24 protein-coding genes and 1 riboswitch are annotated in these 25993 nt (G+C 38.7%); of the genes, 21 read left to right on the top strand and 3 right to left on the bottom strand.

All coding sequences use genetic code 11. The features are described 5' to 3' along the window. The first annotated feature begins 105 nt into the window (after positions 1–105). Complete coding sequence (locus F3D3_RS14140) at positions 106–1005, top strand: LysR family transcriptional regulator (protein ID WP_069874927.1); 900 nt, start codon at positions 106–108, stop codon at positions 1003–1005. A gap of 27 nt (positions 1006–1032) precedes the next feature. Here F3D3_RS14140 and F3D3_RS14135 read toward each other — a convergent pair whose 3' ends face one another. Beyond that, positions 1033–1251 (bottom strand): sulfurtransferase TusA family protein, encoded by a 219-nt coding sequence (locus tag F3D3_RS14135; protein ID WP_084389055.1) that lies wholly within the window; start codon positions 1249–1251, stop codon positions 1033–1035. 119 nt (positions 1252–1370) lie between these two features. On the opposite strand from F3D3_RS14135, the gene F3D3_RS14130 reads away from it, so the two are divergent. The 3 genes from F3D3_RS14130 to F3D3_RS14120 all read left to right on the top strand — a co-directional run bounded on the left by F3D3_RS14130 (position 1371) and on the right by F3D3_RS14120 (position 4298). After that, positions 1371–2153 (top strand): glycosyltransferase, encoded by a 783-nt coding sequence (locus tag F3D3_RS14130; RefSeq protein WP_069874923.1) that lies wholly within the window; start codon positions 1371–1373, stop codon positions 2151–2153. Then, entirely contained in the window at positions 2077–3327 is a 1251-nt protein-coding gene (locus F3D3_RS14125; protein ID WP_069874922.1) for an ATP-grasp domain-containing protein, read from the top strand. The genes F3D3_RS14130 and F3D3_RS14125 overlap by 77 nt, the downstream gene beginning before the upstream one ends. A gap of 347 nt (positions 3328–3674) precedes the next feature. Then, entirely contained in the window at positions 3675–4298 is a 624-nt protein-coding gene (locus tag F3D3_RS14120; protein ID WP_069874920.1) for a hypothetical protein, read from the top strand. Between the two features lie 311 nt (positions 4299–4609). On the opposite strand, the gene F3D3_RS14110 is transcribed toward F3D3_RS14120, so the two are convergent. Further along, a complete protein-coding gene (locus tag F3D3_RS14110) occupies positions 4610–6253 on the bottom strand; it encodes a glycosyltransferase family 39 protein (RefSeq protein WP_069874916.1) in 1644 nt (547 codons plus the stop codon). Between the two features lie 297 nt (positions 6254–6550). On the opposite strand from F3D3_RS14110, the gene F3D3_RS14105 reads away from it, so the two are divergent. The 5 genes from F3D3_RS14105 to F3D3_RS14085 all read left to right on the top strand — a co-directional run bounded on the left by F3D3_RS14105 (position 6551) and on the right by F3D3_RS14085 (position 11767). After that, complete coding sequence (locus tag F3D3_RS14105; RefSeq protein ID WP_069874915.1) at positions 6551–7447, top strand: sulfurtransferase; 897 nt, start codon at positions 6551–6553, stop codon at positions 7445–7447. A gap of 26 nt (positions 7448–7473) precedes the next feature. Next, the gene (locus F3D3_RS24680) at positions 7474–9267 is read left to right on the top strand and encodes a rhodanese-like domain-containing protein (RefSeq protein ID WP_069874913.1); all 1794 of its coding nucleotides are present in this window, start codon (positions 7474–7476) and stop codon (positions 9265–9267) included. A 105-nt stretch (positions 9268–9372) separates the two neighbouring features. Next, complete coding sequence (locus F3D3_RS14095; RefSeq protein WP_069874911.1) at positions 9373–10512, top strand: aminotransferase class I/II-fold pyridoxal phosphate-dependent enzyme; 1140 nt, start codon at positions 9373–9375, stop codon at positions 10510–10512. Positions 10513–10580: 68 nt separating this feature from the next. Next, a complete protein-coding gene (locus tag F3D3_RS14090) occupies positions 10581–10844 on the top strand; it encodes an HPr family phosphocarrier protein (protein ID WP_069874910.1) in 264 nt (87 codons plus the stop codon). Positions 10845–11011: 167 nt separating this feature from the next. After that, positions 11012–11767: a nitroreductase family protein gene (locus F3D3_RS14085; protein ID WP_069874908.1), complete on the top strand. Its 756-nt coding sequence runs from the start codon at positions 11012–11014 to the stop codon at positions 11765–11767. Between the two features lie 47 nt (positions 11768–11814). Here F3D3_RS14085 and F3D3_RS14080 read toward each other — a convergent pair whose 3' ends face one another. Next, positions 11815–12051 (bottom strand): hypothetical protein, encoded by a 237-nt coding sequence (locus F3D3_RS14080; RefSeq protein ID WP_069874906.1) that lies wholly within the window; start codon positions 12049–12051, stop codon positions 11815–11817. Positions 12052–12070: 19 nt separating this feature from the next. Beyond that, a riboswitch (cyclic di-GMP riboswitch) is annotated at positions 12071–12155 on the bottom strand. 120 nt (positions 12156–12275) lie between these two features. On the opposite strand from F3D3_RS14080, the gene F3D3_RS14075 reads away from it, so the two are divergent. The 12 genes from F3D3_RS14075 (at position 12276) to F3D3_RS14020 (ending at position 25989) form a co-directional block, all read left to right on the top strand. Continuing rightward, the gene (locus F3D3_RS14075; RefSeq protein ID WP_069874904.1) at positions 12276–13193 is read left to right on the top strand and encodes a triphosphoribosyl-dephospho-CoA synthase; all 918 of its coding nucleotides are present in this window, start codon (positions 12276–12278) and stop codon (positions 13191–13193) included. A gap of 271 nt (positions 13194–13464) precedes the next feature. Beyond that, positions 13465–14505: a [citrate (pro-3S)-lyase] ligase gene (gene citC, locus F3D3_RS14070; RefSeq protein WP_069874903.1), complete on the top strand. Its 1041-nt coding sequence runs from the start codon at positions 13465–13467 to the stop codon at positions 14503–14505. A gap of 9 nt (positions 14506–14514) precedes the next feature. Next, complete coding sequence (citD, locus tag F3D3_RS14065; protein WP_069874901.1) at positions 14515–14823, top strand: citrate lyase acyl carrier protein; 309 nt, start codon at positions 14515–14517, stop codon at positions 14821–14823. Continuing rightward, the gene (citE, locus tag F3D3_RS14060) at positions 14816–15685 is read left to right on the top strand and encodes a citrate (pro-3S)-lyase subunit beta (protein ID WP_069874900.1); all 870 of its coding nucleotides are present in this window, start codon (positions 14816–14818) and stop codon (positions 15683–15685) included. Before citD ends, citE begins: the two co-directional genes overlap by 8 nt. 19 nt (positions 15686–15704) lie before the next feature. Next, positions 15705–17147, top strand: coding sequence for a citrate lyase subunit alpha (citF, locus tag F3D3_RS14055; RefSeq protein ID WP_084389073.1), 1443 nt, complete (start codon positions 15705–15707; stop codon positions 17145–17147). Between the two features lie 5 nt (positions 17148–17152). Next, complete coding sequence (gene citX, locus F3D3_RS14050) at positions 17153–17662, top strand: citrate lyase holo-[acyl-carrier protein] synthase (RefSeq protein WP_069874897.1); 510 nt, start codon at positions 17153–17155, stop codon at positions 17660–17662. 40 nt (positions 17663–17702) lie between these two features. Next, the gene (locus tag F3D3_RS14045; protein ID WP_069874895.1) at positions 17703–18776 is read left to right on the top strand and encodes a tripartite tricarboxylate transporter substrate binding protein; all 1074 of its coding nucleotides are present in this window, start codon (positions 17703–17705) and stop codon (positions 18774–18776) included. A 57-nt stretch (positions 18777–18833) separates the two neighbouring features. Continuing rightward, positions 18834–19331 (top strand): tripartite tricarboxylate transporter TctB family protein, encoded by a 498-nt coding sequence (locus F3D3_RS14040; RefSeq protein ID WP_069874893.1) that lies wholly within the window; start codon positions 18834–18836, stop codon positions 19329–19331. 9 nt (positions 19332–19340) lie between these two features. After that, a complete protein-coding gene (locus F3D3_RS14035; protein WP_069874892.1) occupies positions 19341–20852 on the top strand; it encodes a tripartite tricarboxylate transporter permease in 1512 nt (503 codons plus the stop codon). 88 nt (positions 20853–20940) lie between these two features. Continuing rightward, positions 20941–22917, top strand: coding sequence for a methyl-accepting chemotaxis protein (locus tag F3D3_RS14030; RefSeq protein ID WP_069874890.1), 1977 nt, complete (start codon positions 20941–20943; stop codon positions 22915–22917). Positions 22918–22997: 80 nt separating this feature from the next. Next, positions 22998–25193, top strand: a complete 2196-nt coding sequence (locus F3D3_RS14025) for an ATP-binding protein (RefSeq protein WP_069874888.1) — start codon at positions 22998–23000, stop codon at positions 25191–25193. Positions 25194–25242: 49 nt separating this feature from the next. Next, positions 25243–25989, top strand: a complete 747-nt coding sequence (locus tag F3D3_RS14020) for a Na-translocating system protein MpsC family protein (protein ID WP_069874887.1) — start codon at positions 25243–25245, stop codon at positions 25987–25989. The last annotated feature ends 4 nt before the right edge of the window (positions 25990–25993 follow it).

The raw sequence follows: 25993 nt of genomic DNA, 5'->3' as shown, positions 1-25993 counted from the left end.
CATTTTATTGAAGGTAGGCATCAATGGCAATTCTAAATCAGTATAAGAAAAAGTGATACCCAATTTGTAAATTAATCCGCCATAATAGAAATGAAGAGGTGAGCTATGAATTTAAATGCACTTGAATATTTTAGAGATATCGTGGAGACTAAGAGTATATCTAAAGTTGCTGCCAACCGCCATATTTCACAGTCGGCGCTGAGCCAAAACATTCAGAAATTAGAAGATGAAATGGGCTATCAATTGCTGGAAAGAAGCAATAAAGGGGTTCTCCCGACAGAAGCGGGGCGAATTTTATTTAAATATTCAGGAACGATGTTGAGAATCCACGAAAAGCTTAAAGAGGAGCTCGTTCAGCTTGAAAATAGCTTTGAAAACATTAAGATCAATGGCTATTTATCCATGGTGAATTATTCTCTGCCCTGTGTGATCTATAAGGTGAAAAAGGCTTTTCCAAAGTATAATTTTGAAATGCATTCCAAATCGAATATGGAATCCATTAATGATTTGATCAATGAATTGACGGATTTATGTTTTGTCACAGAAGAGCCTTGTGACGATCGATTGGAGTTTACCAAGATCGGCAAGGAACGTATTGTTTTGGTGGCAAATAGCAGTTCTAGAATTCCAGATGCGATTGATGTCAACGCGCTTTTAGATCATGAGATGGTGTTGTTAGATGATGACGCACTTACGATTTCTTCTTTTTTGAAACACAAATTAAAACCCTTGGGGCTTCATATGGATCAAATCCCAATTATGTTCAAAGTAGACTCAATACCCGCTGCGAAATCTTCAGTGAATAACAACTTGGGAATCTGTTTTTTACCTTATATGTCTGTCAAAAAAGAACTCTATGAAAAAAAATTTAAAATCATAGAGGTTCGGAATTTTGATTTTGATTATGATATCTATTTAGTGACAAGACGTAAATGCAATCGGGAAAAAGCGGTTACGGACATCTACCACTATTTTATAGAGCATGGGGCAAAGGAGTTCTGTTAATGCCCTGCTTGTGAGTGAATCGAGGATTCATACCTTGGTTATGGTTATTTCCCAGACTCCATTGAGCACTTCGTCGATTTCATAGATCAGAGTGCTCTTTTTTAAATTTTCCTTTATGGATTCGATGACACAACTGTGATCTACAACCATTTGAAAAGACTCTCCTTTATTCAAATGCTTGATTTCATTTTGCATTTTTAGGAGTGGTATCGGGCAAATATCGCCAAAGCAATCTAATCTGTTCATAAGGCCCATCCTTTTCAATGTGAATGTTCTAAGGTTTTATGTGGATAAATTAAGTGTATCAGATATTGGTTAAGGGTTCAATTACAACCGTTACATATTTTATTTGAAAGGAGTCTGTTTTGGATTTTTCAGTGGTAGTACCTGTTTTTAACAGCGAAAATACAATTGAATTCATGGTAAAAAGACTTTCAAACTTCTTCTTAGAACATGGAATGGCCTATGAGCTTATACTGGTGGATGATTGTAGTAGTGACCAGAGCTGGCGGGTCATCGAAAGCATTTCAAAAGAAAATGAGAGGGTTAAAGGCATCAGATTGAGTTCTAATCAAGGGCAGCAAATGGCTATATATCTGGGGCTTCATTACTGCATAGGTGAGTATGTTCTCACAATAGATGATGATGGTCAGCACGATATAGAAGATTTGCTCAAATTTATACCTTTGATCGCACAATCATATGATCTCATCTTTGGTATTTACAAGTCTTATAATGACCCTTCATACCGAAAAAAAGGCTCAGGATGTATTGCACGCTTTTTTAAATGGCGGTTTAAAAACCTTAAAGGTCTCCGCGTGAGTAGTTTCAGGGTTGTTAAGAAATCGCTTTATCGTCAAATTTTAAACGGCGATAAAAAGTTTGTGTATATTAGTGCCGAACTTTTGCCCTATGCTCAAAAAGTGGGGAATGTAGACGTTACACGGCATTTGCGCTTGCAGGGGAAATCGGGTTATGACTTGAGCAAATTAATTAAACTCGGGTTGAACTTACATCTCTATTACGGCATACCGCATTTGTTTAACAAGATTAATCGAGGGAAGGCATATCATGAAGCGATTGTTAATGGTTGGTGCGGGGAGCTGCCAAATCAACGGCATCCTCAAAATGAAGGATATGGGTTATGAAACGGTGGTGGCAGACTACTTAGAGGCCTCAAAAGGCAAGGCACTTGCAGATATTGCTGTGCTTGCAGATGCTTTTAACACTTCTGAGATTTTAGAGTGTGCCATAGAGCAAAGGGTTCAAGGCATTCTAACGGTTGGGACAGATCAACCTGTTTATGTGGTATCAAAGGTCTGCGAACAATTGAATTTACCGAGTTTTATAAGTTCAGAGACCGCTCTATGGGTCACTGATAAAAAGTATATGAAAAATAGATTTATAGCTTTTAATATACCCACAGTGCCTTTTGCGATTATTTCAAAGCAATTTGAGGAAAGTGCACTTGAGCATGTCACACCGCCTTATGTGATCAAACCATTGGACTCTCAAGGCCAGCGTGGTATCTATAAATTGGATTCCATAAAGGAGATTCGTGAAAAGTTTGAGCATGTGCTCAGTTATTCAAGGCAAGATGAAATTTTGGTGGAATCCTATTATGAAAATAAAGAAATTACGGTAAGTGGATGGGTGGTTGATGGCGTGACTAAAATATTCACCATCACGGATCGAGTCACATTTTCACCAGAAGTGCATATTGGCGTCTGTATTGCGCATGAGTACCCTTCAATCCATTTGGCGCAATATGAAAAAGAGATTATTGAGATCACGACACAAATTTGTAAAGTTTTTAACATTCATGAAGGGCCTATTTACTTTCAATATCTTGTAGGCAATCAAGGGGTTATGGTCAATGAGATCGCGTGCAGGTTAGGGGGTGCTTATGAAGATGTGACGATTCCGCTGGTTACAGGGATTGATGTGCTTGATCTCGCTATAGAAGGCTGTCATAATTTAGATTATGATAAAAGTGAAGTAAAGGCATATGAATATAAAGTTAAATCTCCACTGTTTAGCACTCAACTTTTCTTTTGCAATGCGGGGGAAATCAGCAAGATGACACCTATGGAAGCGTTGTTGGCATACGATTTTGTGTACCAACTTGGGTATAATTTTAAGATGGGCGATACGATTGAACCCATTGAAAACGCATCACAACGTGCTGGTTATATGATTATCACAGGGGAAGATGAAGTGTCATTATCGAGAAATATTCAATTGGCGTATGATAAACTTGAAATTAGAGATGAGCTTGGTGAAAACCTTGTGATTAGAGGAAAAAGGTTTTATAGAGAATAGAGGATAGAAGGCTTCATACTTTATTATGGAGTAATCCTCTATCAAATTTTCTTGTTGTGCTTGGTGATAGCAAGTTATAAAATTTGGCATAAAAATTAAAAATATACCGCTTCTGCTTATGGCAGAATGCGGTATATTTTATTTTGTTCCAATTAGGCCGCAATTTGTTCCAATTAGGCCAGTGGGGTTGTAAAGTGTAAATTGAAATGATAATGTTTTTATAGTGGGTTCAAGGTAATAGTCTTTTTATAGTGATTGCACAAAGGGGGAGAGTAATTAGACACTGGTGAGGGTAACGAGGCATGTTTCTCATAATGAATAACATAAGACGATATTGGAGGAAGCAAATGAAAAAAATTAGAATATTAGCATTAGCCTTTGCAGTAGTATTTACAACGATTATGCCTTCTTTTGCATTTGAAAATTCTTTGAGTTTAACAGTGAATGGAAAAACAGAAGTTAATTTTGAAGAAGCAGATGAAAATAATGGGATTGAAACAAGATCTAGTAAATCTAGGTATTATTATACTGAAACAGAATACAGTTATCATACGAGTACAATTATTGATGAAGAAGACATGAAGGCAGCTGTGAAAATGGCTGCAAAAGAATTAGAGATCGGTTTTTATTTGTTGGGTGGGGGATTGACTAAAAGTGCATTGAAAGTGACTGCCTCTACGCTTACGAAAAAAAAAGGATATGCTCTTATAGCAAAAAAACTAGGGTTGGCAATGTTTGTTTCAGACGTTGCATTTGCAACGTCAAATGTTGCACCTTACATCTCATTTGATGCAATTAAAATAAGCGTTGATAAGAAGAAAAAGATAAAGTGGGAAGAAAATTTAGCTAATGGAAGAGTTACGAAAATGAATGAGTGGATAACTTATAAAACTAAAACTTGGAGAAGAGCTGATCCTAATTCTGCTTGGACTTCTGCTGGGACTCAATACAAGACATTTTTGGTGCGTTAATATGCTTGACAAGATATTCAAAACAAAAGAATCCAGACATATAGCATGGTTTATGGTCGCTTACTGCATTTTTGCAGTGGTTGGTTTTATAACAGGGTTACTTCATACTATTTATGGGGTAGTCCTCTATCAAATTTTCTTGTTGTGTCTGGTGATAAGCAGTTACTTTATTTGGAATAAGAGAAAAAAATAGTGATGCTTTCATGCCTTGAATTTCTATAAATTCGAAATCTTATCTGAACGGTTACTCTTTAAATGATTGCCATTAAAAACAGCCCATTGAATAGAACAAAAAAATATACCGCTTCTGCTTATGGCAGAATGCGGTATATTTTAGTTTGCCAAGGATAGGTCCCGGCGTATTTAGAAATTCTCATGGCGTAAAGGGGATTATCAATTTCAGCTATAAGTTCAGTGTGAGTCGATAGGTAGGTCTTGAGCTCATCCCAATAGGTCATATTGTCATAGAGAAAATCCCACTTGGGCGAACAACTGGCGATATAATCCATTTCATCATGGATGATTATATAGTTTATATGTCTTTCTTTTATATAAGCTTGCAAGGTGATTTGTTTTACCTCTAAATAGGCAAGGTTTCTAATATCGTAAAACTGATTTGGATTGAAACCTTCCATGACATTTATATTGCCTAATATTATGGCTTCTTTTGGGATAACGGCGTTGATCTTTTCCTGTGTACTTTCATAACTTTCAGCATAGGGAAATCTCATGGCATAGTCTCTCAAGTCGCTCTGTAGATTAATCAGTGCAAAGAGTACAAGGATTACACTAATCCCTTTTGTAAAACGTAATTTTGGCATTAAATTGAGCCATGTTAAAATGAGGAATGGCAATAAAAACACCACTGAAGTTTGATTATTACGTCCTATGATAAATATGCCAAAAAGGATGCTCACGAGTGCTATATTAGATTCAAAATAAAGCGGTGGTAAAAGAATGCGGTTTTTAGCTAATTTAATGAATTGGACATGTTCGATAGGTTCAATATGCTTATCGTGTTTAGTCCAGTTTGGATTTAATGTATGAAACACACTTCTCATGAGAAATGCCAGTGGCATGAAAATAATGAGGAATCCCAATGTTAAAAGTTCTATTTTGATGTTAAAGAGTTCATAAGTGCCCCCAATTTGGTGATAGAGTTTAACCCAAAACCAGTAGTAATTTTGGAGGCGACTCATGGGAACCGCATCTACACCAAGACTTGCGCCAAAACTCAAGTAACGTGTAAGGAAATCAGGTGCCATAAGGAATCCAAATCCCAAGTAAGCGATGAATCCCATCACGAGATAAAATATGAACTCAATGAGGTCTTTTGTGGGACGTTGCTTCTTATAGATTTGATAGGAAAATAGTGCAAAAAGCATTAAGCCGATCAGAAAGCTATTGGGGTGAATGCCAATGGCGATCAGGACGATCAAGGCCAGTAATTTGGGCTTTTTTAGAAGGATGCAAAACCAATAACTGAGCAGCATAAAGAGCATGATGAGTGCTTCTTGACGCCCAAAATGTGAAGCGTAAAGCCACTGAATGTTCAGCATGAGCAGTAATAATCCTGTAATCGAATAGGTCTTTGACTGCATTTCATAATGTAGAATCTTATAAAAGGTTAAAAGACTCAAAGTGGAGGCAACTAGGGAGAGGAGTCGCACGCTAAATAGTGCATTGCCAAAGAGACCAATGAAGCCAAGTTGCACGATGTTAAAGAGCCATCTAAAAGGATGCGCGACCCTAGGATAGAGATTAAAAAAAGGCTCTGTAACCCCAAACTGCTTTTGATGCCAAACTTCAAGCGAAAGTCCTTTTAACCAGATTTCATCCGAGTGGACCAAAGGAAAGTGTGTTAGTGAAAAGAGGTTTAGGACGAAGAATAAAAGCATAAGCCCATAAGCTGTGAGTTTTATAAAATCAATTTTTCTATTAGAAAATGGATGCATATTTAACCTTCTTTAATAAAAATACTAAAAATGTAACGACGATGACGGATGCCTTCGTATAAATAAAATGAATCTCTTTTATCATACTGAAATTAGACTTTAATGTACAGTCCCATAGAAAAGTGTGTTAAATTTCTATCATGGCAATATAGAATGTTGTATAAGGAAATGTGATGGCCAAAGCTGAAAATATTATCATATAATGGATATAAGAAATGTGGTTGTTATCACATGGATTGTTTACGATTTAACAATGTACTCCAAAGCAATCTCACAAATTCGTTTATGGAGGTTTATATGACGAAAAGGAAATGGGCAGTCCTCTTGATTTTGACGCTCCTTCTAACGACTTCAGGCTGTACGCCGGATACTGCGTATTCGGGAACGCTGAATGTTGTGGAAGCCAGCCAAGTAGGGACTGTTTATACAGACAATCCAGAGGTGATTGTCATCGATGCCAGAGGCGAGGAAGCTTATGCGAAAGGCCATCTTAAAGGTGCTATTGATCTAGCCCCTTCAGAGCTTGTAGATGAAAAGTCTATGCTGATTGATCAAGTGCTTTTTGAAAAAGTGGTAGGCGCAAAGGGCATTTCTTCGGAAAAAACAATATATATCTATGATGACAATGATGGCGTAAATTCAAGCCGTATATTATGGTCTTTCAGAGTTTACGGACATGAAAACATCATGGTTGTCAATGGTGGTGCAAGCGCACTGGTTAAGGCAGGACTTGAAATTACCAAAGAGAAGCCCTCTTTAGAAGCTGCTGTATACACAGTTAAAGAGGCTAATCCGTCACTTATGGCATCTTATGATGAAATGAAACTGCAAGTAGAACAGCCAAGTGACACCGTAAAAATCGTAGATGTCAGATCTATTGCAGAATATCAAGCGGGTTATATTAAAGGTGCGATACTCTATCCACATACTAAGAACCTCTATAGTGACGGGTCCTTTATGTCCAGTAGGGATATTAAATTGTTCTATCAAGATTTAGGGCTAAAAAAAGAGGATACGATTCTACTCTACTGTAAATCGTCTTTTAGAGCGACACAGACATTTGTGCTTTTAGAAGAAGCGGGATTTACAAATGTTAAAGTATATGATGGCGCTTGGCTTGAATGGTCATCTAAGACAGATGTGACGGTTCCAGCGGAAGAAAAGGCACCGATCACACAACAAGACGGCTCGTGATCTACAGCTCAAATTGGGAGGCTATTATGAATAAGAAAGTGTTGGCAATTTTACTGACATTGATGTTAATTATTTCAACTACAGCCTGTGCGAAATCGGAAGAACCACAAGCAACGATGGAAGTGAACGATGCATCAGCTCCCGCAACGGCTGAAGAGAGTTCATCGGAAACTGCACCATCAGATGCTGAGGCCAATAGTGCAGACGAAAAAGTAATGGCTTATTTTGAAAATATGCCAGATCATAGCTATAAAATTAAGCAAGATGAGTTTGTTTCAAAAGTAGTTGCAGATGAAGCAATGACGATTATAGATATCAGAAGCGGCGAAGATTATGGCAAAGGTCATATTAAGGGCGCTGTCAATTTACCTTGGGGGCCTGCAATTGCAGAAGGTCTAAATAGTATTCCTAAGGATAAACCACTCTATGTTTACTGCTACACGGGTCAAACTGCGGGTCAAGCAGTAATGACGCTTAATTATGCAGGCTTTGATGCAAGAAGCGTCAATTTAGGATGGAATTTAGGCATATCCAAAGTGGATGGCGTGGATGCTGTAACCGTTACAGATGCAGCAACACTCACAAGTGGCGTCACTGAAATTAATGCAGATGTCCAAACGGCTTTAACCGCTTATTATGAAGGTTTAAGCGCAGTGGCAGATTCCAAATACAAGAACTATAAAATTTCTGAAGACGGGTTAAAAGAGATGGTAGATGCATCTGATGACAGCATTTATATCTTGTCTATACGAAGTGCTAAGGATTATGCGATTGGCCATATAGCTGGTGCAAGTAATATTCCTTTTGGGAAAGATATGGCGAGTTCATTCTCATCATTGCCTAAAGACAAAACGATTGTCGTTTACTGTTATACTGGTCAAACAGCAGGACAAACCACAGCTGCACTGCGGTTGATGGGTTATGATGCCGTTTCGTTAAATGCAGGCATGGGCATGGCAGCAAATGCACCAGCGGGTTGGGCGAATAAAGGATTTCCAGTTGAGAGCGATGCCATCAGTAAGGTAGAAGAACTCTATGCAAATATGCCAGATCACAGTTATAAAATTGCACAAGATGAATTCGTTTCAAAAGTGGTAGCAGAGGAAACTGCAACGATTATAGATATTAGAAGTGCTGATGATTATGCTAAAGGTCATATCAAGGGTGCAATCAATTTACCTTGGGGCACTGCAATCAGCGAAAACTTGGTTAATATTCCAAGCGACAAGCCTGTATTTGTGTACTGTTATACAGGTCAAACCGCTGGTCAGGCTGTGACGACTTTAAATGTAGCTGGATTTGATGCAAGAAGTGTCAACTTGGGTTGGAATCTTGGTATCTCTAAAGTGGATGGCATAGATGCTGTGACAGCTACGGATGTAACGCCAGTAGGCAGTGCTGTCACTGAAATCTCTGCACCGATTCAAGCGGCACTTACAGCATATTATGAGGGCATGGCTGCGCTTTCCGAAACGCCGTATAAAAACTATAAAGTATCTGAAGATGACCTTAAAGCAATGGTAGATGCTGATGATGAAAGTATCTATATCTTATCCATTAGAAAAGCAGATGATTTTGCGCTCGGTCATATCAAAGGTGCAATGAATATACCTTTTGGAAAGACGATGATTTCTGAATTCACAAATTTACCAAAGGATAAAACCATTGTGGTTTACTGCTATACAGGTCAAACAGCAGGTCAAGCCACAGCAGCACTTCGTTTAATGGGCTATCAAGCAGTCTCGTTAAACGGTGGTATGGGTATGGCATCAAATGCGCCAATGGGATGGGCAAACAAAGGATTTCCAGTGGTTCAATAGATCCAATATTTGATTTTAGAGTTAAATAGATCATAAAACGAGAGCGCTTTTTCATGATATAATATGGAAAAGCGCTTTTGAAATAACAGGAGGCTGAGTTCGTGTATGATTGAATATCACAAACCCTATTGGAATCAGAAAATTATGAAAAATATTGGTGACCAACTCAATGGGAACCCTTATGAAAATCCTTATGAGCTACACGAAACGCTTGTTGAAGCCTTTAAAAAGTTGCCTTTATATCAGTCGGTTAAACATGTCCATTTTTTGAATTCAGCAACAAGTGCTTTGGAAGTCATGGCTTTAGCACTTAAACTTAAGCCTGAAGATGAAATTATATTGCCTGCATTTACACATGTCTCCACTGCAAACGCCTTTGTGAGAACGGGTGCAAAACTCAAATTCGTAGATATAGAGCCACAGAGTCTCAATTTGGACGTCCGAAAAGTAGAAGCTGCCATCACTGATCAAACGAGAGCCATCATCCCAATTCACTATGCGAGTATAAATCCCGAGTTCAAAGCATTGATAGACCTTTCAAAAGTATATGGCATTACGCTTTTAGAAGATGCTTCTCACTGCATGAACAGTGGTCATCAGAATAAGGGCTATGGACTTTATGGTGCAATGGGCTGTTTGAGTTTCCATCAGACAAAAAACATCACATCAGGTGGTCATGGCGGGTGTTTGTTCGTTAATGACGAGCGCTTTAATGAAGATTGTCTTGAAATTATAAATCACGGTACAAATCGGGTTGCTTTTTCTGAGGGGAAAGTTAAAAATTATCAGTGGCAACAAGTGGGGAGTGAACTGATGATGTCGCCCTATCAAATGCGATTTTTACTGGAAACGTTGCCCTATGTCGATGCCATTACAGAGAGAAGAAAAACGATTTGGAAACGATATCAAGAGGCACTAGCCCCTCTTGTAAAAGCAGAGCGGCTAAAGTGCTCAACAGGAGAGAGCGGCAATGGCCATATTTTCTATATACTCTTGAATACAGAGGCAGAAAAAAATAGAGTCATGGAAAAGCTTCGTATTAACGGGATTCAAGCGATGACGCATTATGAACCCCTTCATAAAAGCCCAATGGGCAATAAATTGGGCTTTCAACGGTCCAAGCTTGAAATTACAGAATCGGTAGCGGGCAGATTATTGCGCCTTCCCATTCATACTGAGCTTTCAGATGCAGATCAAATGCGAATAATAGAACACTTACTGGATATATTTACTGAAGTACTTTGATGTGATTTAATAGGAAGAGAGCCTTCTGGAGATGCATATGATGGCTGCTGGAAAAGTGAGGTTATAATATGAAACAATTTGAATTTGCATTACAAAATGAACATGGGCTACACGCAAGACCTGCAGGCTTATTTATTCAAACCTGCAATAAATTCCAAAGTGCTGTCAGCCTGTATAAAGCAGATCAAAAGTACAATGGCAAGAGTATGTTGGGCATCTTAAAAATGGCTGCATCCAAAGGCGATGTCATCAGAGTTGAAGTAGAAGGCACTGATGAAAGTGATGCGATTGCTGAGATCAAAGTCTTGATTCACAGCAACTTTGGCGAATAGTGTCGACCTGAAATCGGTTAGAAAAGTATAGAGGGTTAGTCTGTTTTAAAGCGGACGGGCTCTTTTCATTTTAAGTTTATAGTGATAAGATTAATAGAAACTTGTTTCATAATGAAGTTGTCAGTTGAGATACTTTATCAAGGTTCAATAGAAAGAAGGCGGTATTCATGAATCCTAATAATCCAACAGTAGAAGTTTTGTTAAACCATACGTCCATACGTAAATTCACTCAAGAGGAAATTTCGGACGAAGCCGTTAAAATCATTGTAGAATCAGCTAAGCGTGGTGCTACAGCAGGGAATATGATGCTCTATAGTATGGTTAAAATCAGGTCTAAGTCGACTTTGAAATCGCTATCCGAGAGCTGTGATGATCAACCCTTTATTGCGAATGCGCCATTGGCACTTTTATTTGTACTGGATCATAATAAGTGGCAGAAATATTTTGAAATCAGCGGCTTGCCAAACCGCATAGAAGGGTTTTCGGGCCCATCTGTAAGTGATTTTGTTTTGGCGATGCAAGATGCCACCATAGCGGCACAAAATGCCGTTATAGCGGCAGAGAGCATGGGCATTGGCACTTGTTATATCGGTGATATTATGGAACATTACGAAACGCATAAAGCGCTTTTTAATTTACCTGAGTATACCATGCCTGCAATTTTAGTTGTTTTTGGACATTACGAACATAAACCTGTGCTCAAACCTAGATTTGAAGATGAGTTTACTGTTTTCGATGAAGCCTATCCTGATATTGATGAAGCTTTTATCCAGAAAATGTTTCAGTCAAGAGACGAGAGCACAGAAGATTTTGCTTATAAATTCTATATGAGAAAGAAAAATGCAGATTTCTTCAAAGAAATGAATCGATCGATTCATAAATATCTTTCTGAATGGACTGAAAACGAAAAAAGGACGGATTAATCTTAAGAAGTACACTTCTCAATAATCAAAAAGTCCTTTATTAAGGCCTAATTTTCAAAATAGGGTTTTAGGGTTTCATATAATGCAAATTCAAATGGGGTGGCTTTTTCTTTGATCTGGGCGTATGTAAAAAACCATTCAGCCAAGTAAACAAAAGCCATCTCATTTCCAGATTGAGCACTGTCAAATAATTTGCCAAGGTCGTTGTTGTTTAGTTTAAATGATTTTGTAGTGTGAGTACATTGAAGAATTTCAATGACTTTTTCACAATTTTCCGGGTTCATATTCTCCTCCTCTAATAGGGTTGGTAGCCTGGCGATCATAACAAATGTGTTTTAGACCCATGACTTTGCGTCACTGACTTTCATCAGCTTTGCCTTTTCATTCGACATTAAAGTGTAACCAATATATATAATATCTGAAAAATGAAATGAACACAAGTAAAATACAGGGAAAAAGCGGGTAATTATTGCATTAATTTTATATAAAAATGAAAATAGGAGAAAGTATGCACAAAACTCATGACAATATACCTATAGTAATATCTGAAATCGCTGTTAAAGCTCTGCTGTATGAAGTTTCTGCAACGCCAAAACCTGGACTCGTTGATCGAATAAACAATGGCGCGCATCACGATATGAATTTTTATACATTTATAGACAGCAGTATTAGTTTAGGGCAGTACTTTATTAAGATTGTCCAGTTGGTGATGAATAAATACGCCGCTGTTCCTGAACTTAAAACATTTCTTGAGCCCGTTGAATTTTTCGGTGATTTGCAAGTGCTTGGTATAGAAGCAGAAAGTCAAATGTTTAAAGAAACGCATCATGTGAACACGCATAAAGGTGCCATTTATGCACTTGGCCTCATTACTTGTGCTGTAAGTGAGTGGCTATGTGTCCATCGAGAATTACCAAAGGACCGCCAAAAGTTTATAGAAGAAATCACGGAAAGAGTAAGTATCTATATTAAGCCCGTTGCTTTGAATCAGCTTACAAGTGTAAAACTGGCCAGTACCTATGGTGAAATTCAATATCGTGTATTGGGGCTTACGGGTGCTAGAGGTGAGGCTGCCTCAGGTTACTTAAGTGCAAAAAAATGGGGATTGCCTATAATAGAAGAAGCACTCAGTAAGGGGATGTCTCTAAATGATGCCATGGTCCAAGCACTTTTGGTACTTATTTGCCATTTGGACGACTCCAATGTAATCGGAAGACACGATTATGAAACCCTTGAACTCAGTAGGGCAAAGGCAAGAAGTGTGCTAGAGGCAGGTGGTGTCTACACGGCATCTGGACAGAACGCAATAAAAGCTTATGATTTATGGTGTATTGAGCACTACATCAGCCATGGGGGATGTGCGGATCTGTTAGCGGTTTCTATCTACCTCAAATTGCTTTCTGATCAATTTTGTGAAAAAAATTAAAAAAAATATTGCAATCTGTTAAAGAATCTTTTACAATGTAAATGAGTTCAGATAAAAAGTGATGCGGGGCAGACACTTTTTATGGGACGTTTTACGATTATGATTTGGATAATAAGTGAATAGTACGGGCAAGGATTAGTTTAAACTATGAAGGTCAGTATGTAAAATCAAACGATTTTATATACTGACCTTTTTTTGTTTTAATCGAATGGATTCTGCGAAAACAAATGCTCTACAAATAGATAAGACTACATTAAAAAGCGAGGCAAATATGATTGACAAAACATTTGTTAAAGAAATGGATGCCAATGATCTTTATTGGAAAGACGTTTTAAATCTAATTGAAATCAATGATATAAAGCTCGATCCTAATGTGGATCATACCTTCGGCCTCTTCAGAGAAGATCAATTACTTGGCACTGCATCCACACTGAGTAACACGATTAGAAGTGTTGCAGTTAATCCGCTGGAAAAAGGGAGCAATATTCTAGGGGAACTGATTGATGAGGTCATGAAATTCTTATATGACGAAGGTTATAGCAACCTCTTTGTGTATACCAAATGTGAAAGCGCAAAATCATTTGAACATTTGGGCTTTTATGAAATTGAACGCGTTGAGTCGAAAGTGGTCTTGCTAGAGCGCAAACCACATGGGATTCAGAATTTTGCGTGTTACTTGAAATCTTTTAAAACCACACACGATGTGATTGGCGCTATTGTAATGAATGGGAATCCTTTTACTTTAGGGCATCAATACCTTGTGGCATACGCAGCCTCAAATTGTGATTTTTTATATATATTCGTTGTGGATTCCACACATACAGCGTTCTCCAGTGACGATCGCTACAAGTTGATTGTGGCGGGCACAGCGCATCTTGAAAACGTCTACGTCATCAAGGGCAGTGATTATATCATTTCAGATGCTACTTTTCCGACCTACTTTCTGAAAAAACCAGAGGAAGGTACTTTAATTCAAACGGCACTGGATCTGAAAATATTTGGACATTATTTTGCGAGGACCTTGAACATAACAAAGCGATTTGTGGGCACTGAACCCTACTGTGAAACCACATCTATATACAATGAACAGATGAAACAGATCTTGCCCAATTACAATGTCGAAATCGTGGAAATTCCAAGGAAACGATTTGGAACAGATGCCATTAGTGCTTCAAGAGTGCGTGCATTGCTGGTAAAGAACCAGATGAAAGATGTTAAAAAATTGGTGCCTGAGAGCACGTATCAATATTTTAAAACAGCACAGGGCAAACAGGTGATTGAAAAGTTAAAAATTTCAACATCAAGACACTAGGAGGTCAAAATGAAATTGAAAAAAGAAGCCTCTGCAGGAACGATGGATTCTTGCGATATCAACATTAGGCTTGATAACAATCTGATGAGCAACACAAATGAAATACATCTAAAGAGTGTTGTGGAAAAACAGTATGGCGAGCACATTAAAAACCTGATCTCACAAGTGATTGACAAGTATGAACTTGAGGGTGTGGTGGTAAATGCAGTGGACAGGGGCGCACTTGATTGTACGATAAAAGCACGCGTTGAAAGTGCGATTCAAAGGGGTCTTGATCAAGAGCACACTTTAGAATGGAGCGTGGTGCATCATGAGTAGACTTAGAAGAACAATGCTTTATGTTCCAGGAAGTAATCCAGGAATGCTTGCGGATGCAGTTATCTATGGTGCAGATTCGATCATGTTTGATCTTGAAGATGCCATTTCACTGAGAGAAAAAGATACAGCAAGAATGCTCGTCTATAGAGCACTTCAAACTGTAGACTTTGGGACGACAGAACTCGTATGTCGAATCAATGGACTCGATACACCCTTTGGAGAAAAAGATATTGAAGCGGTTGTGGCAGGTGGCATCCATGTGGTGCGTTTACCAAAGACTGAAACCGCAGATGACATACATCAAGTTGAAGCACTCATTGCAAAGGCAGAAGCCAAATACGGTAGAGTAGTTGGCAGCACCAGAATGATGGCAGCGATAGAAAGTGCACTTGGTATTATGAATGCCTATGAAATCGCACATGCATCAGAAAGACTGATTGGCATCGCACTAGGTGCAGAGGATTATGTGACGAATCTTAAAACCAAGAGATCCCCAGGGGGCATCGAACTGTTATATGCGAGATCTCAACTCTTAAATGCAGCGAGATCAGCAGGCATTGCAGCACTTGACACGGTGTACTCAGATATGGATAACATGGAAGGGTTTGCGGATGAAGTGAGTCTCATAAAGCAACTCGGTTTCGACGGAAAATCCGTCATCAATCCAAGACAGATTCCAGTGGTGCACAGGCTGTTTAAACCTACAGATCAAGAAATAGCACATGCTAAAGATGTGGTTAAAGCAATAGAAGAAGCAGAAGCTAAGGGCTTAGGTGTCATTTCACTTAAAGGAAAGATGATCGATAAACCAATTGTTGAAAGAGCCTTGAGAATTATAGACCTTTCAAAAGCGAGCGAGTAGGAGACAGTAGGTGAATGAAATGAGAAAACACGGCAAACAAATTAAAATTTATGACAATAAATCTAAAATGGTGCCTTCGTTAGAAGAAGCCATTAGAAAGTCCGGTTTAAAGAGCGGTATGACGATATCTTTTCACCATCATTTTAGAGAAGGTGATTACACGACCAATTTGGTGCTTAAGCACATAGCAGCGCTTGGCATCAAGGATTTGACCATTATTCCAAGCTCACTTGGAAAGGTCCATGAACCTTTGATTGAACTTATCCAAACAGGTGTGGTTAAAGAAATTCATACCAGCGGTATGCGCGGCAAATTGGCTGAATTTATATCAGAAGGTCATATGGAAAAACCGATTATCATCAGAAGTCATGGTGGGCGAGCACGTGCGATCGAAGCGGGCGAGGTTAAAATAGATGTTGCATTTTTAGCGGTTCCTAGATGCGATAAAATGGGAAATGCCAGTGGTAACGGCTCTAACACAACTTGTGGGTCTCTAGGGTACGCCATGGTGGATGCAGAATATGCGGATACGGTGATTCTCATGACAGATGATTTGTGTGAATATCCCAATATGCCAGCGAGCATTAAGCAACAACAAGTCGATTTTGTTGTCAAATTAGATGAAATCGGTGATCCAGAAGGGATTGCATCTGGCGCAACACGTTATACTAAGAATCCTAAAGAACTTAAAATTGCAGAATACGCTTCAAGAGTGATCACGGCATTACCCGAATACAAAGAAGGCTTTTCATTTCAAACGGGTTCTGGTGGCGCTTCACTTGCAGTAACACGTTACCTCAGAGAAGCGATGATTAAGGATGATATAAAGGCGGGATTTGCACTTGGAGGCATTACTGAGCCCATGGTAGATCTGCTAGAAGAGGGTTATGTTAAGCACTTGTTTGATGTGCAAAGTTTTGATTTAATCGCAGCCGCTTCTATTTCAAAAAACGCAAATCATCATGAAATCAGTGCCTCTGAATATGCGAATCCGTCCAATTTAGGGTGTATCGCATCAGGACTTGATTTTGTCATATTAAGTGCTCTTGAAATCGACAAGGCGTTTAACGTCAATGTTATGACGGGATCCGATGGCGTTATCATGGGGGCGTCTGGTGGACACTGTGACACCGCACAAGCGGCTAAAAACACCATTATCGTTGCCCCTCTTTATAGAGGACGACTTGCAACTGTAATAGAGCAAGTGACCAGTATTATCACACCAGGGAACACGGTGGATGTTCTCGTTACTGAAAGAGGCATCGCTATTAATCCTCAAAGAAAAGACCTTGTAGAGCATCTTTCTAAGACTAATTTGCCAATCGTTTCAATCGAGGCCCTTGTGGAGCAAGCGGAGCAAATTGTGGGCAAAGCCGCACCGATTTCTTTTGAGGAACAGGTCGTTGCGATTATAGAGTATAGAGATGGTTCTGTGGTGGACCGCATTTATAAAAGAGGGTAATGTTCATGAGACTTGAAACGCTCCTTGAATATAGAGAAATTAAAGCGGATGTCATACAGAGTCTTGTGAGCATTGATACAAGAACGGTTCTAGTCATTCGAGTGAACATACCAGGTCCCGATAAGAGGACGCGCTGGGCCCTTAAATTATTTGATGAAGCGGTAAGAAGTGTAGAGTCATCATTTGAAAGCCAATTAATAGCGTATGAAGCGGTTACTTTTAGATTGGAAGAACGCGTTGAACCTGTGGAGTATGTCCATATACTCTACGTTGATTTAGAACCCAATGACGTTAAATTAAGGTGTGTTCAGATTGAAGAATCACACTCAATCGGGAGAATTTTTGATCTTGACGTTTACGACGAAAAGGGGCAGTCACTTACGCGAGCACACCTTGGCCTGGGGATTCGCAAATGTTATTTATGTGATCGACCTGCATATGAGTGTGCAAGGGGTAGAGTACATGCGTTATCAGAACTCGAGTTATTTTTGATCTCAAAAGCCGAAGGGCTTTAAGATATGATGCAATGAAACAAACTTATAGGAGGAAATGAGAATGAGTTTAAGAAAAAAATTATGGTCATCAGTAATGGCACTTTCACTTGTTGGTGCAATGACTTTAACGGGGTGTGCACCAAAAGCAGCAACACCTGCTGAAACAGCACCAGCAGCTGGAACAGAAGCACAAGCGGCAGCACCGGCAGAGGTAAAAGTGGACTATCCAAAAAGTGCACTTGAATTTATCGCACCAAGTGGTGCAGGTGGTGGCTGGGACTTGACGATCAGAACAGTTGCTAAGGTTTTACAAGATACAAAATTAGTAGAAAAACCAATGCCGATTACCAATAATGCAGGTGGTGGCGGTGGTGTCAACCTCGCTTATATGCAAACTCAAGAGGGCTCAGATAAATTGATTTCTGTTTACTCGCCACCAATCCTATTAATCAACTTAAATGGATCTAGTGAATACAGCTATGAAAATACAACACCGCTTGCACGGTTAATTACAGATTACGGTGCATTCGTAGTGCCTAAAAATTCGAAATACAAATCAATCAAAGAAATTATGGATGCCCTTAAAGCAGATCCTAAAAGCGTAAAAATTGGTGGAAATTCATCGGCGGGTTCTATGGACCATATCCAGTTTTTAATCATTGCAAAGGCAGCTGGCGTTACAAACCTTAAAGAGATTGATTATATCAGTTTCCAAGATGGGACTGCAACAGCTCAAATCTTAGGCGGTCACGTAGACTTATTGACGACGGGCCTTGGCGATGTTCAATCGCTTATTGAAAGTGGCGATTTAATCGCACTTGCACATACAGGTGCTGAAAGAGTTGGAGAAGGTGCTTTGGCGGAGATTCCAACCTGTAAAGAGCAAGGTATCGATGCCACTTTTGAAAACTGGAGAGGCTTATTCGGTGCTCCAAATATGCCTCAATACGCTGTAGATTTCTGGCAAGAGACTTTAGCTAAAATGGTTGAAACTGAAGAGTGGAAGACAGAAGCAGCAAAACACGGTTGGGCAGACGCTTACATGAATCAAGCCGATTTTACAAACTTTTTAAAGGAAACAAATGAAGACTACAAAGAAATTCTTTCAGAAATTGGCTTATTAGCAGTTCAGTAAAAATAAGTAGATTAAAGGGTGCCCTCTCTGAGGGCTCCCCTTACAAATGGAGGCATTATGGAAAATAATAAAAAAACTACAAATTATGATTTCCTATCGGGTGTCATCTCTGTAGTGCTTGGTGTTGTATATGGGTTTATGGCTTATAACATAAAGAGAAGTCCTATGGGAAATCCTTTGGCACCATCGATGTTCCCGTTAATTTTAGCAGCATGTATGATTATATTTGGCATTATCCTAATTTTAAAAAGTGATTTAGAATCCACAAAGAGAGCATTCCAAAAAGCCAAAGAAAAAGCGACGGTTAACGATAAAGAAAGTCAGAAAATGATTCTGGCAACAGTTTTAGCAGCACTTGTCTATGCGCTTATTCTGGAGCACTTGGGTTATGTTATTGCGACGTTTATCTTTATGCTGGCGATGTTGACTATTACAAATGGTAAAAAATGGGTCAAAAATAGTATCGTGGCACTTATTTTCAGTTGTGTTGTATACTATATCTTCTTCTATCTCTTAGGCATCAGTTTACCGATGACGCCTTTTATAAATCTCTAGGAGGATCAAATGGAAGTATTAAATCACTTGTTTGCTGGCTTAGCAATCGCTATTCAGCCTTATCATTTACTTTTAATTACCTTCGGAGGCGTATTGGGAACGATTGTAGGCATGTTGCCGGGATTGGGACCTGCCACTGGAGTCGCAGTACTTTTACCACTTACATTTTCCATGAGTCCAACAGCAGCATTGATCACGATGGCGGGTGTCTACTATGGAGCCATGTTCGGGGGATCGAGAAGCTCAATTTTAATCAATACACCTGGTGACGGGGCGGCACTTGCAGCGACGTTTGATGGTTATCCGATGGCAATGAATGGAAAGGCAGAGTCAGCACTTGCAATCAGCGCGATTGCTTCATTTATTGGCGGACTCGTTTCAGTTGTATTTTTAATTTTATTGGCAACACCGGTGGCTAAATTTGCCCTTAAATTTGGACCAGCAGAATATTTCTTATTGATGGTAGCAGCACTTTCTATGACGGCATCGATGTCAAAAGGCAACATGGTTAAAGGATTTATTTCAACAATCTTTGGTCTTATGATTGCAACCGTTGGTATTGACGCACAATCTGGTATTTCAAGATTTACATTTGGTATATTGGAATTACAAACAGGGATTGATTTCTTAGTCGTTATCATTGGACTCTATGCACTTGGAGAAGTTTTCAAAGCGTTCAAAGAAATTAAAGAAGGTAAAAAAGTACCTCAAACAAAATTTGGTAAAATATGGATTACAAAAGAAGAATGGAAAAGAACATGGTTGCCAATTCTTAGAAGCACGCCGCTTGGGTTTATTGTAGGTGCATTGCCTGGCGCAGGTGGCACAATGGCATCTTTGATGGCATATAACAATGAAAAACAATTATCTAAAGATCCTGACGCATTTGGGAAAGGCGAAATTATAGGTCTAGCAGCTCCAGAAGCCGCAAATAATGCTGCATCTGTAGGCGCATTTATTCCGATGCTCACACTGGGTATCCCAGGTTCAGGAACGACAGCGATTATGATGGGCGCACTTTTAATGCTTGGGATTCAGCCAGGACCACTACTCTTTACGCAACATCCTGATGTGGCTTGGGGTTTAATTGCAAGTATGATTATTGGTAACTTTATACTTGCTATAGTGAATATACCAATGGCTGGTCTTCTTGTTAGAGTGTTAGCAGTGCCCCCTAAAATTTTGTATCCCTTGGTATTAGGGTTGGCCTTTGTAGGGACTTATGCCATTTCAAATTCGGTTATTGACTTTTATATCTTGATCCTTTTTGGTATAGTCGGTTATTTCATGGAAAAGATAAAAATACCGACAGCACCGATGATATTAGCAGTTATTGTGGGCGGCACAATGGAGCAATCCTTTAGACAGGCTACGAAAATTGCCAACGGCAGTTTGTCTATTTTTGTAGGGTCACCTTTAGCAAAAGCCTTAATTTTAATTACAATTATTTCAGTGGCTTATCCTGCTATTAAGAAAATCGTTTTTAAAATGTTTAAAAAGACAGGCAGTGCTCAAGCATAGTAATATTGCCTTGCACTTTGCAAAAGCCGCCGAAAGGTGGCTTTTGTTGCATGAGTTGACGAAACACGGCATATTCTTGGGGGGAAAAATGAAAAAATATCGATTAAGGTCTATTTTGATTTTAAGTTATGTGACGCTGATGTTGATCATAATGGGGGCATCTTTTTACACTGTAAATCAAATTACAGATCAAGGTAAGGCTCAAGCTTTTTTAAACAGCATGAACAGCATTCTATCGAATATAGACAATATCCTACTCAATCAAGAAAAATATAGAAGCAGTGGTGATGAAACGCTCTATGATGAGATCAAACTCAGGATTGAAGAAACAGAAAAACTAACGGCTGAGGGATTAGAGCGTTTAGAACAAGAGCATTACAGGGAAAGCCTTTTAGTGATACAAGAAGCTATTTCAAAATACAAAAATGCCGTGGAAGCTTTTGCAACGGATAAGAGAGATCGCGATCAGAATGTAAGCGCTTTGGTCGATCAAACGCGTAGCATTGAATCTCATTTCTTATCCCTTGAAAATCAATACAAACTTGAAAGTCAAGCCGCTTTAGAGAACAATTCGGATGTGGTGACAGCGTTAAAAGTAAAGATCATTCAAATATTCTATTTTAAACAAACCTATTTGAGTGAAGGGAGTAAAGATGCACTTGCGTTGGCTCAAATGAGTATTAATGATGTAGAATCTCTTTTGAATAAAGTCACGATTGATTTGCAAGAACAAGATCAGATCAAGCGCTCATTTTTGAGCTTTAAAGAAACCCTACAAAATATAGAAACCCTTGATGATCAAATGAAAATTCAAACTCTGGTTTTGATATCTGAGACGCAAAAAATCAGTGATTCGGCAATGAGCATAAAGGAATCTCTATCGTTAAGTCAATCACAAATCCAAGAAGGCACCATAAGTGGCGCGAAGAGAGCTTCACTGCTGTCCACTTTAATTGTCCTCATCTTTTCAATTTGGATCTTCAGTATGATTTCGAAACCGCTTAAGGTTTTGACGAGAGATTTAGAAGCTCTAGAGCGTGAAATGAATCTCAGCAATTCGCTTAAATCGCCAAGTGATAATGAATTCAGATGGCTTGCCAATGGGTTCAACAAGATGATATCACGATTTAAAATGCTGATTATCGTTTTGCATGAAAATATTAAAACCCTTGAGGTCATTTCGAATGCATTACATGTGAATATGGACGATGTGGTCTTAAAGGCAAGTCATATCAATGAGAAAGTAGAGAATCTTTCTGCAAATATGGAAGAAGTAACGGCTTCAACAGTCTCCATAGAAGCTGTTACTGAAAAAATGTTCGTTGCCATACAAGATATCGCCAAGGAAACTGTAGAAAATGTGGCATTAACTCATGCACTTCAAATAAAATCAGAAGCAATACAGACGGACAGTTTAACCGCAAAGAACAAGACGGTTATACTCTATCAAAAGACGAAATTAGCACTGGTTACGGCACTTGAGGATGCGCATGAAACGACGGCAATTCATACGCTCACAAAGACTATTTTAGATATTTCGGATCAAACCAACCTCTTGGCGTTGAATGCTGCCATAGAAGCAGCAAGAGCTGGAGAAGCCGGTAAGGGGTTTAGCGTCGTTGCAGATGAGATCAGAAAACTTGCGATTGTCAGTCAAGAAGCTGCTAATGAAATCAATAAAGTATCCAGTATTGTGATGCGTTCAGTGAGTGCTATAGAATTGGAAATTCAAAATGTTTTGAATTTTATAGAACATGCTATTTTAGCAGATTACGATAAAATGATTGAATCGGGCGATGTGTATCTAAACCGTGCATCCGAGCTTTTAAAATCATTCAATCTACTCATCAAACAGATGAATGGCATAGAAGAAAGTGCACATTCTGTAAGAGAGATGATGGCACAAATTTCAGAGGCCATAGAGAGCAGCTCTTGCGAGATCATACAAACGGCAGATCAAACGGGTAAGCTTAAATTGTCCATGGATGCGATTGAAACGCAGGCTCAGAAGCTTAGAAATTGTAGTGATCAAATGACGGTACAGGCCTTTAAATTTATTGTTTAAAGACAAGCTTTTGATTAATAATGCTTGTGAATTCTATATTTGTCACATATAATAATGAAAAAACTAAAGGAAATAAGTTCATGAAAAAAATAAAACGGCAATTGAAGAGTGTCTTCATTTTTTTTAGCGCAATCGCAGTGATGATGGTTATCGTTTTAGCCTCTTATTACAATTATAGGGCCATCCAAGATAATGTTATTGAAATAGAACAATCTCAATTGCTTTCATTAGCAAACACGGTGGCAGATAGTCTAGAACGTTTTTTTGTCAATCAGACGCACAACCTTGAAATTTTGGCTAAGAATCGCTATTTTATAAGCAACTATATTGCCCAGCAACAAGGTGTGATTACGGAAGCTGCTTTTCAAAATATTGAAGATTACTATAGCATTCAAAGTGATAATATAGAATTGATACGCCTTATTGACGGTGAGGGTGAAGAAATTTATACGTATCCGATTACGGACTATGGACAGGGTATAGAGGCCGATTTTCAAGAGGTATATGAAAAACAAAAAGCCATCATTGGCGCCTTATACCAAGAACAAGATAAATTGTATATCAATATTCTACAACCGGTAATAACAGATGGGCACATCAGTGGTGTTCTCTATGTGAAAATTAAACTGGAAACCATTTATCATGCTTTTATCGTCCCAGTGAAGGCTGGTGAAAAGGGTTATTCTTCCGTAAAGGATTCAGATGGTGCTCTAATTATGCACCCAAACACAGAGGACATCGGTGAAAATGTCATAGAAGCCCGGACGAGCGCTTATCCAGATTTTGATTGGTCTGAACTTCAAGAACTTGTGGAAAAGCAAAAAAGGGGCGAATCCGGAGTTGGTATTTATCATTCGCTTTGGTTTAATGATAATCTCGAAAAGCGCGTCAAGAAATTCAGTGCTTTTTCACCTGCTCAAGTGGGGGATGATTTTTGGATCGTCAATGTCTCGAAAGATTATTTAGAAGTGGTTTCGTTTCTAAAAGAACGGACTTACAATATAATCATCATCAATTTTTTTATCATTTTGATTTTCGTCACAACATTGTTATATCTGTATAGAGTCAAAAAAGATCAAGTGCTTATTGCAAAAGAACATGCACTTTTGGTGAAGGTAAAAGAGCTCAACGAGGAACTTGAAGCGGATATCCAGCAACGGATTGTACTGGAAAAAGAGCTTATTCAGAGTAAGAATAAATTTGAAAATATTTTTGAAGCAGGCTCGGATTGTATCTTCGTCATAGATGTTGGACAGAATGCTCAGATAAAAGAAGTCAATTTAAAAGTAACCCAGTCCTTAGGCTATTCAAAAGAGCAGTTGTTGCAAATGAATTATCAAGATATCAGTACCTTTATAACACCTGAAAAACTCAATGAAATCAAATCGGATTTATTGTTGCATCAAAGTTATTTGTTTGAAGATATCCTAAAGGGCAATCAAGGGAAGTCCATTCCTGTTGAAATCAATATTAAGCCCATGGTTTCTGAAAGCACAAATCAAATGGTCATGATCTCAAGAGATATCACGATGAAAAAGCGATTTGAAGAAGAGATGATGGAGAATAAACGCAAAGAGGCGCTCATGATCTATCAGTCTCGACTCGCAGCGATGGGAGAGATGATCGGGAGTATTGCACATCAATGGCGCCAACCCCTCAGTGGGATTTCTATGATTTTTAATAATATAGAGGATGCCTATACCTTCGAGGAACTAGATGCCCCATTCTTAAAAAATCAAGGACATCGATTACAAGAACTCATCAAATACATGTCACAAACCATTGATGATTTCAGATTTTTTTTCAATCCCAAAAACGACAAAGAAAACTTTTTAATGTCTAAGATATTAGATCAGACCTTAGATTTTTTAAGAGAGAGTATTCGCCTTAATAACATAGATGTTTCAATGTCATTAGAAAAGGATATCTTAATGTTAGGAAGACCCAATCAACTTTCACAGGTTCTGTTTGGCATTTTAAAAAATGCCATAGATGCCATCGTGCTCAATAACTCTGAACAGAGGAAAATCAGTGTGAGATGTGGAACAGAAGATCAAAGCGTACACCTTGAAATAGAGGACACGGGTGGGGGGATATCTGAAGAAAAATTAGTTCAAATATTTGAAATGTACTATACGACAAAAGAAGCGCATAATGGAACTGGTCTAGGCCTTTATATTGCCAAAGTCATCGTTGAAAAGAATTTTGATGGTGAAATTACGGCACAAAATACTCAAGGTGGCCTCTGCATTGTCATAAAGATTCCTATTATATAGTGTCAAATTGTAGAGTGCAAAACTTGGGGATCATAAAGGGGGATTAAAAGTGAAGGAACTAACATGCCTATATGTTGAAGATGAACCATTTTTGAGAGAAGAGATTGCACGTTTTTTAAAAAGACGTGTGGGGCACTTGATCATTGCTGAGAATGGCCAAGAGGGTTTTCAAAAGTATGAGCAATTTCCCATAGATCTGATTATTACGGACTTAAAAATGCCTGTCATGGATGGTATTGACATGACGCGTAAAATTCGAGAAACAAACGAACGCATCCCAGTGATTATAACAACAGCTCTCAGTGATGTGGAATTAATGCAATCTTCCATTGAAATAGGCATTGAACGGTATCTGTTAAAACCCATAGATATTACAGCGTTAACGCAAGCACTCGAAAGCGTCAAAAAGAAAATTTATAAGCAGAATCTCGAAAAATCACTTCATGAACTCAACGTAGAAGACAGCAAATCACTCGAAAGAAAAATTGAGAGCGATGTGGCGAAGATTGTTAAACTCACCTCTGGCAAAGGACCTCAAAAGGTAACGGCTTTTCTCAGGGCCAATTTAATAGAGATTGTGATTGCGGGTTCTAGGACCCCTCTTGAGCAAACGATTTTGGAGGCAGATGAAAACAAGCGTATTGCCGATTATGTTAGAGAAACTTATTATCAGCAAATTCAATCTGAAATTGAAAATGCAATCCGAGAAATAACTGGATTTAAGGCCATTTGGATGAGTCAGAGTTGCAACAGTCAAAGAGATGTGGATATGATTAAATTAATTTTGGAGATATAATAGG

This window comes from Fusibacter sp. 3D3 (assembly GCF_001748365.1).
In the GTDB taxonomy this organism is placed as follows: Bacteria; Bacillota; Clostridia; order Peptostreptococcales; family Acidaminobacteraceae; genus Fusibacter_A.
This window is presented reverse-complemented; position numbering and strand designations above follow the sequence as displayed.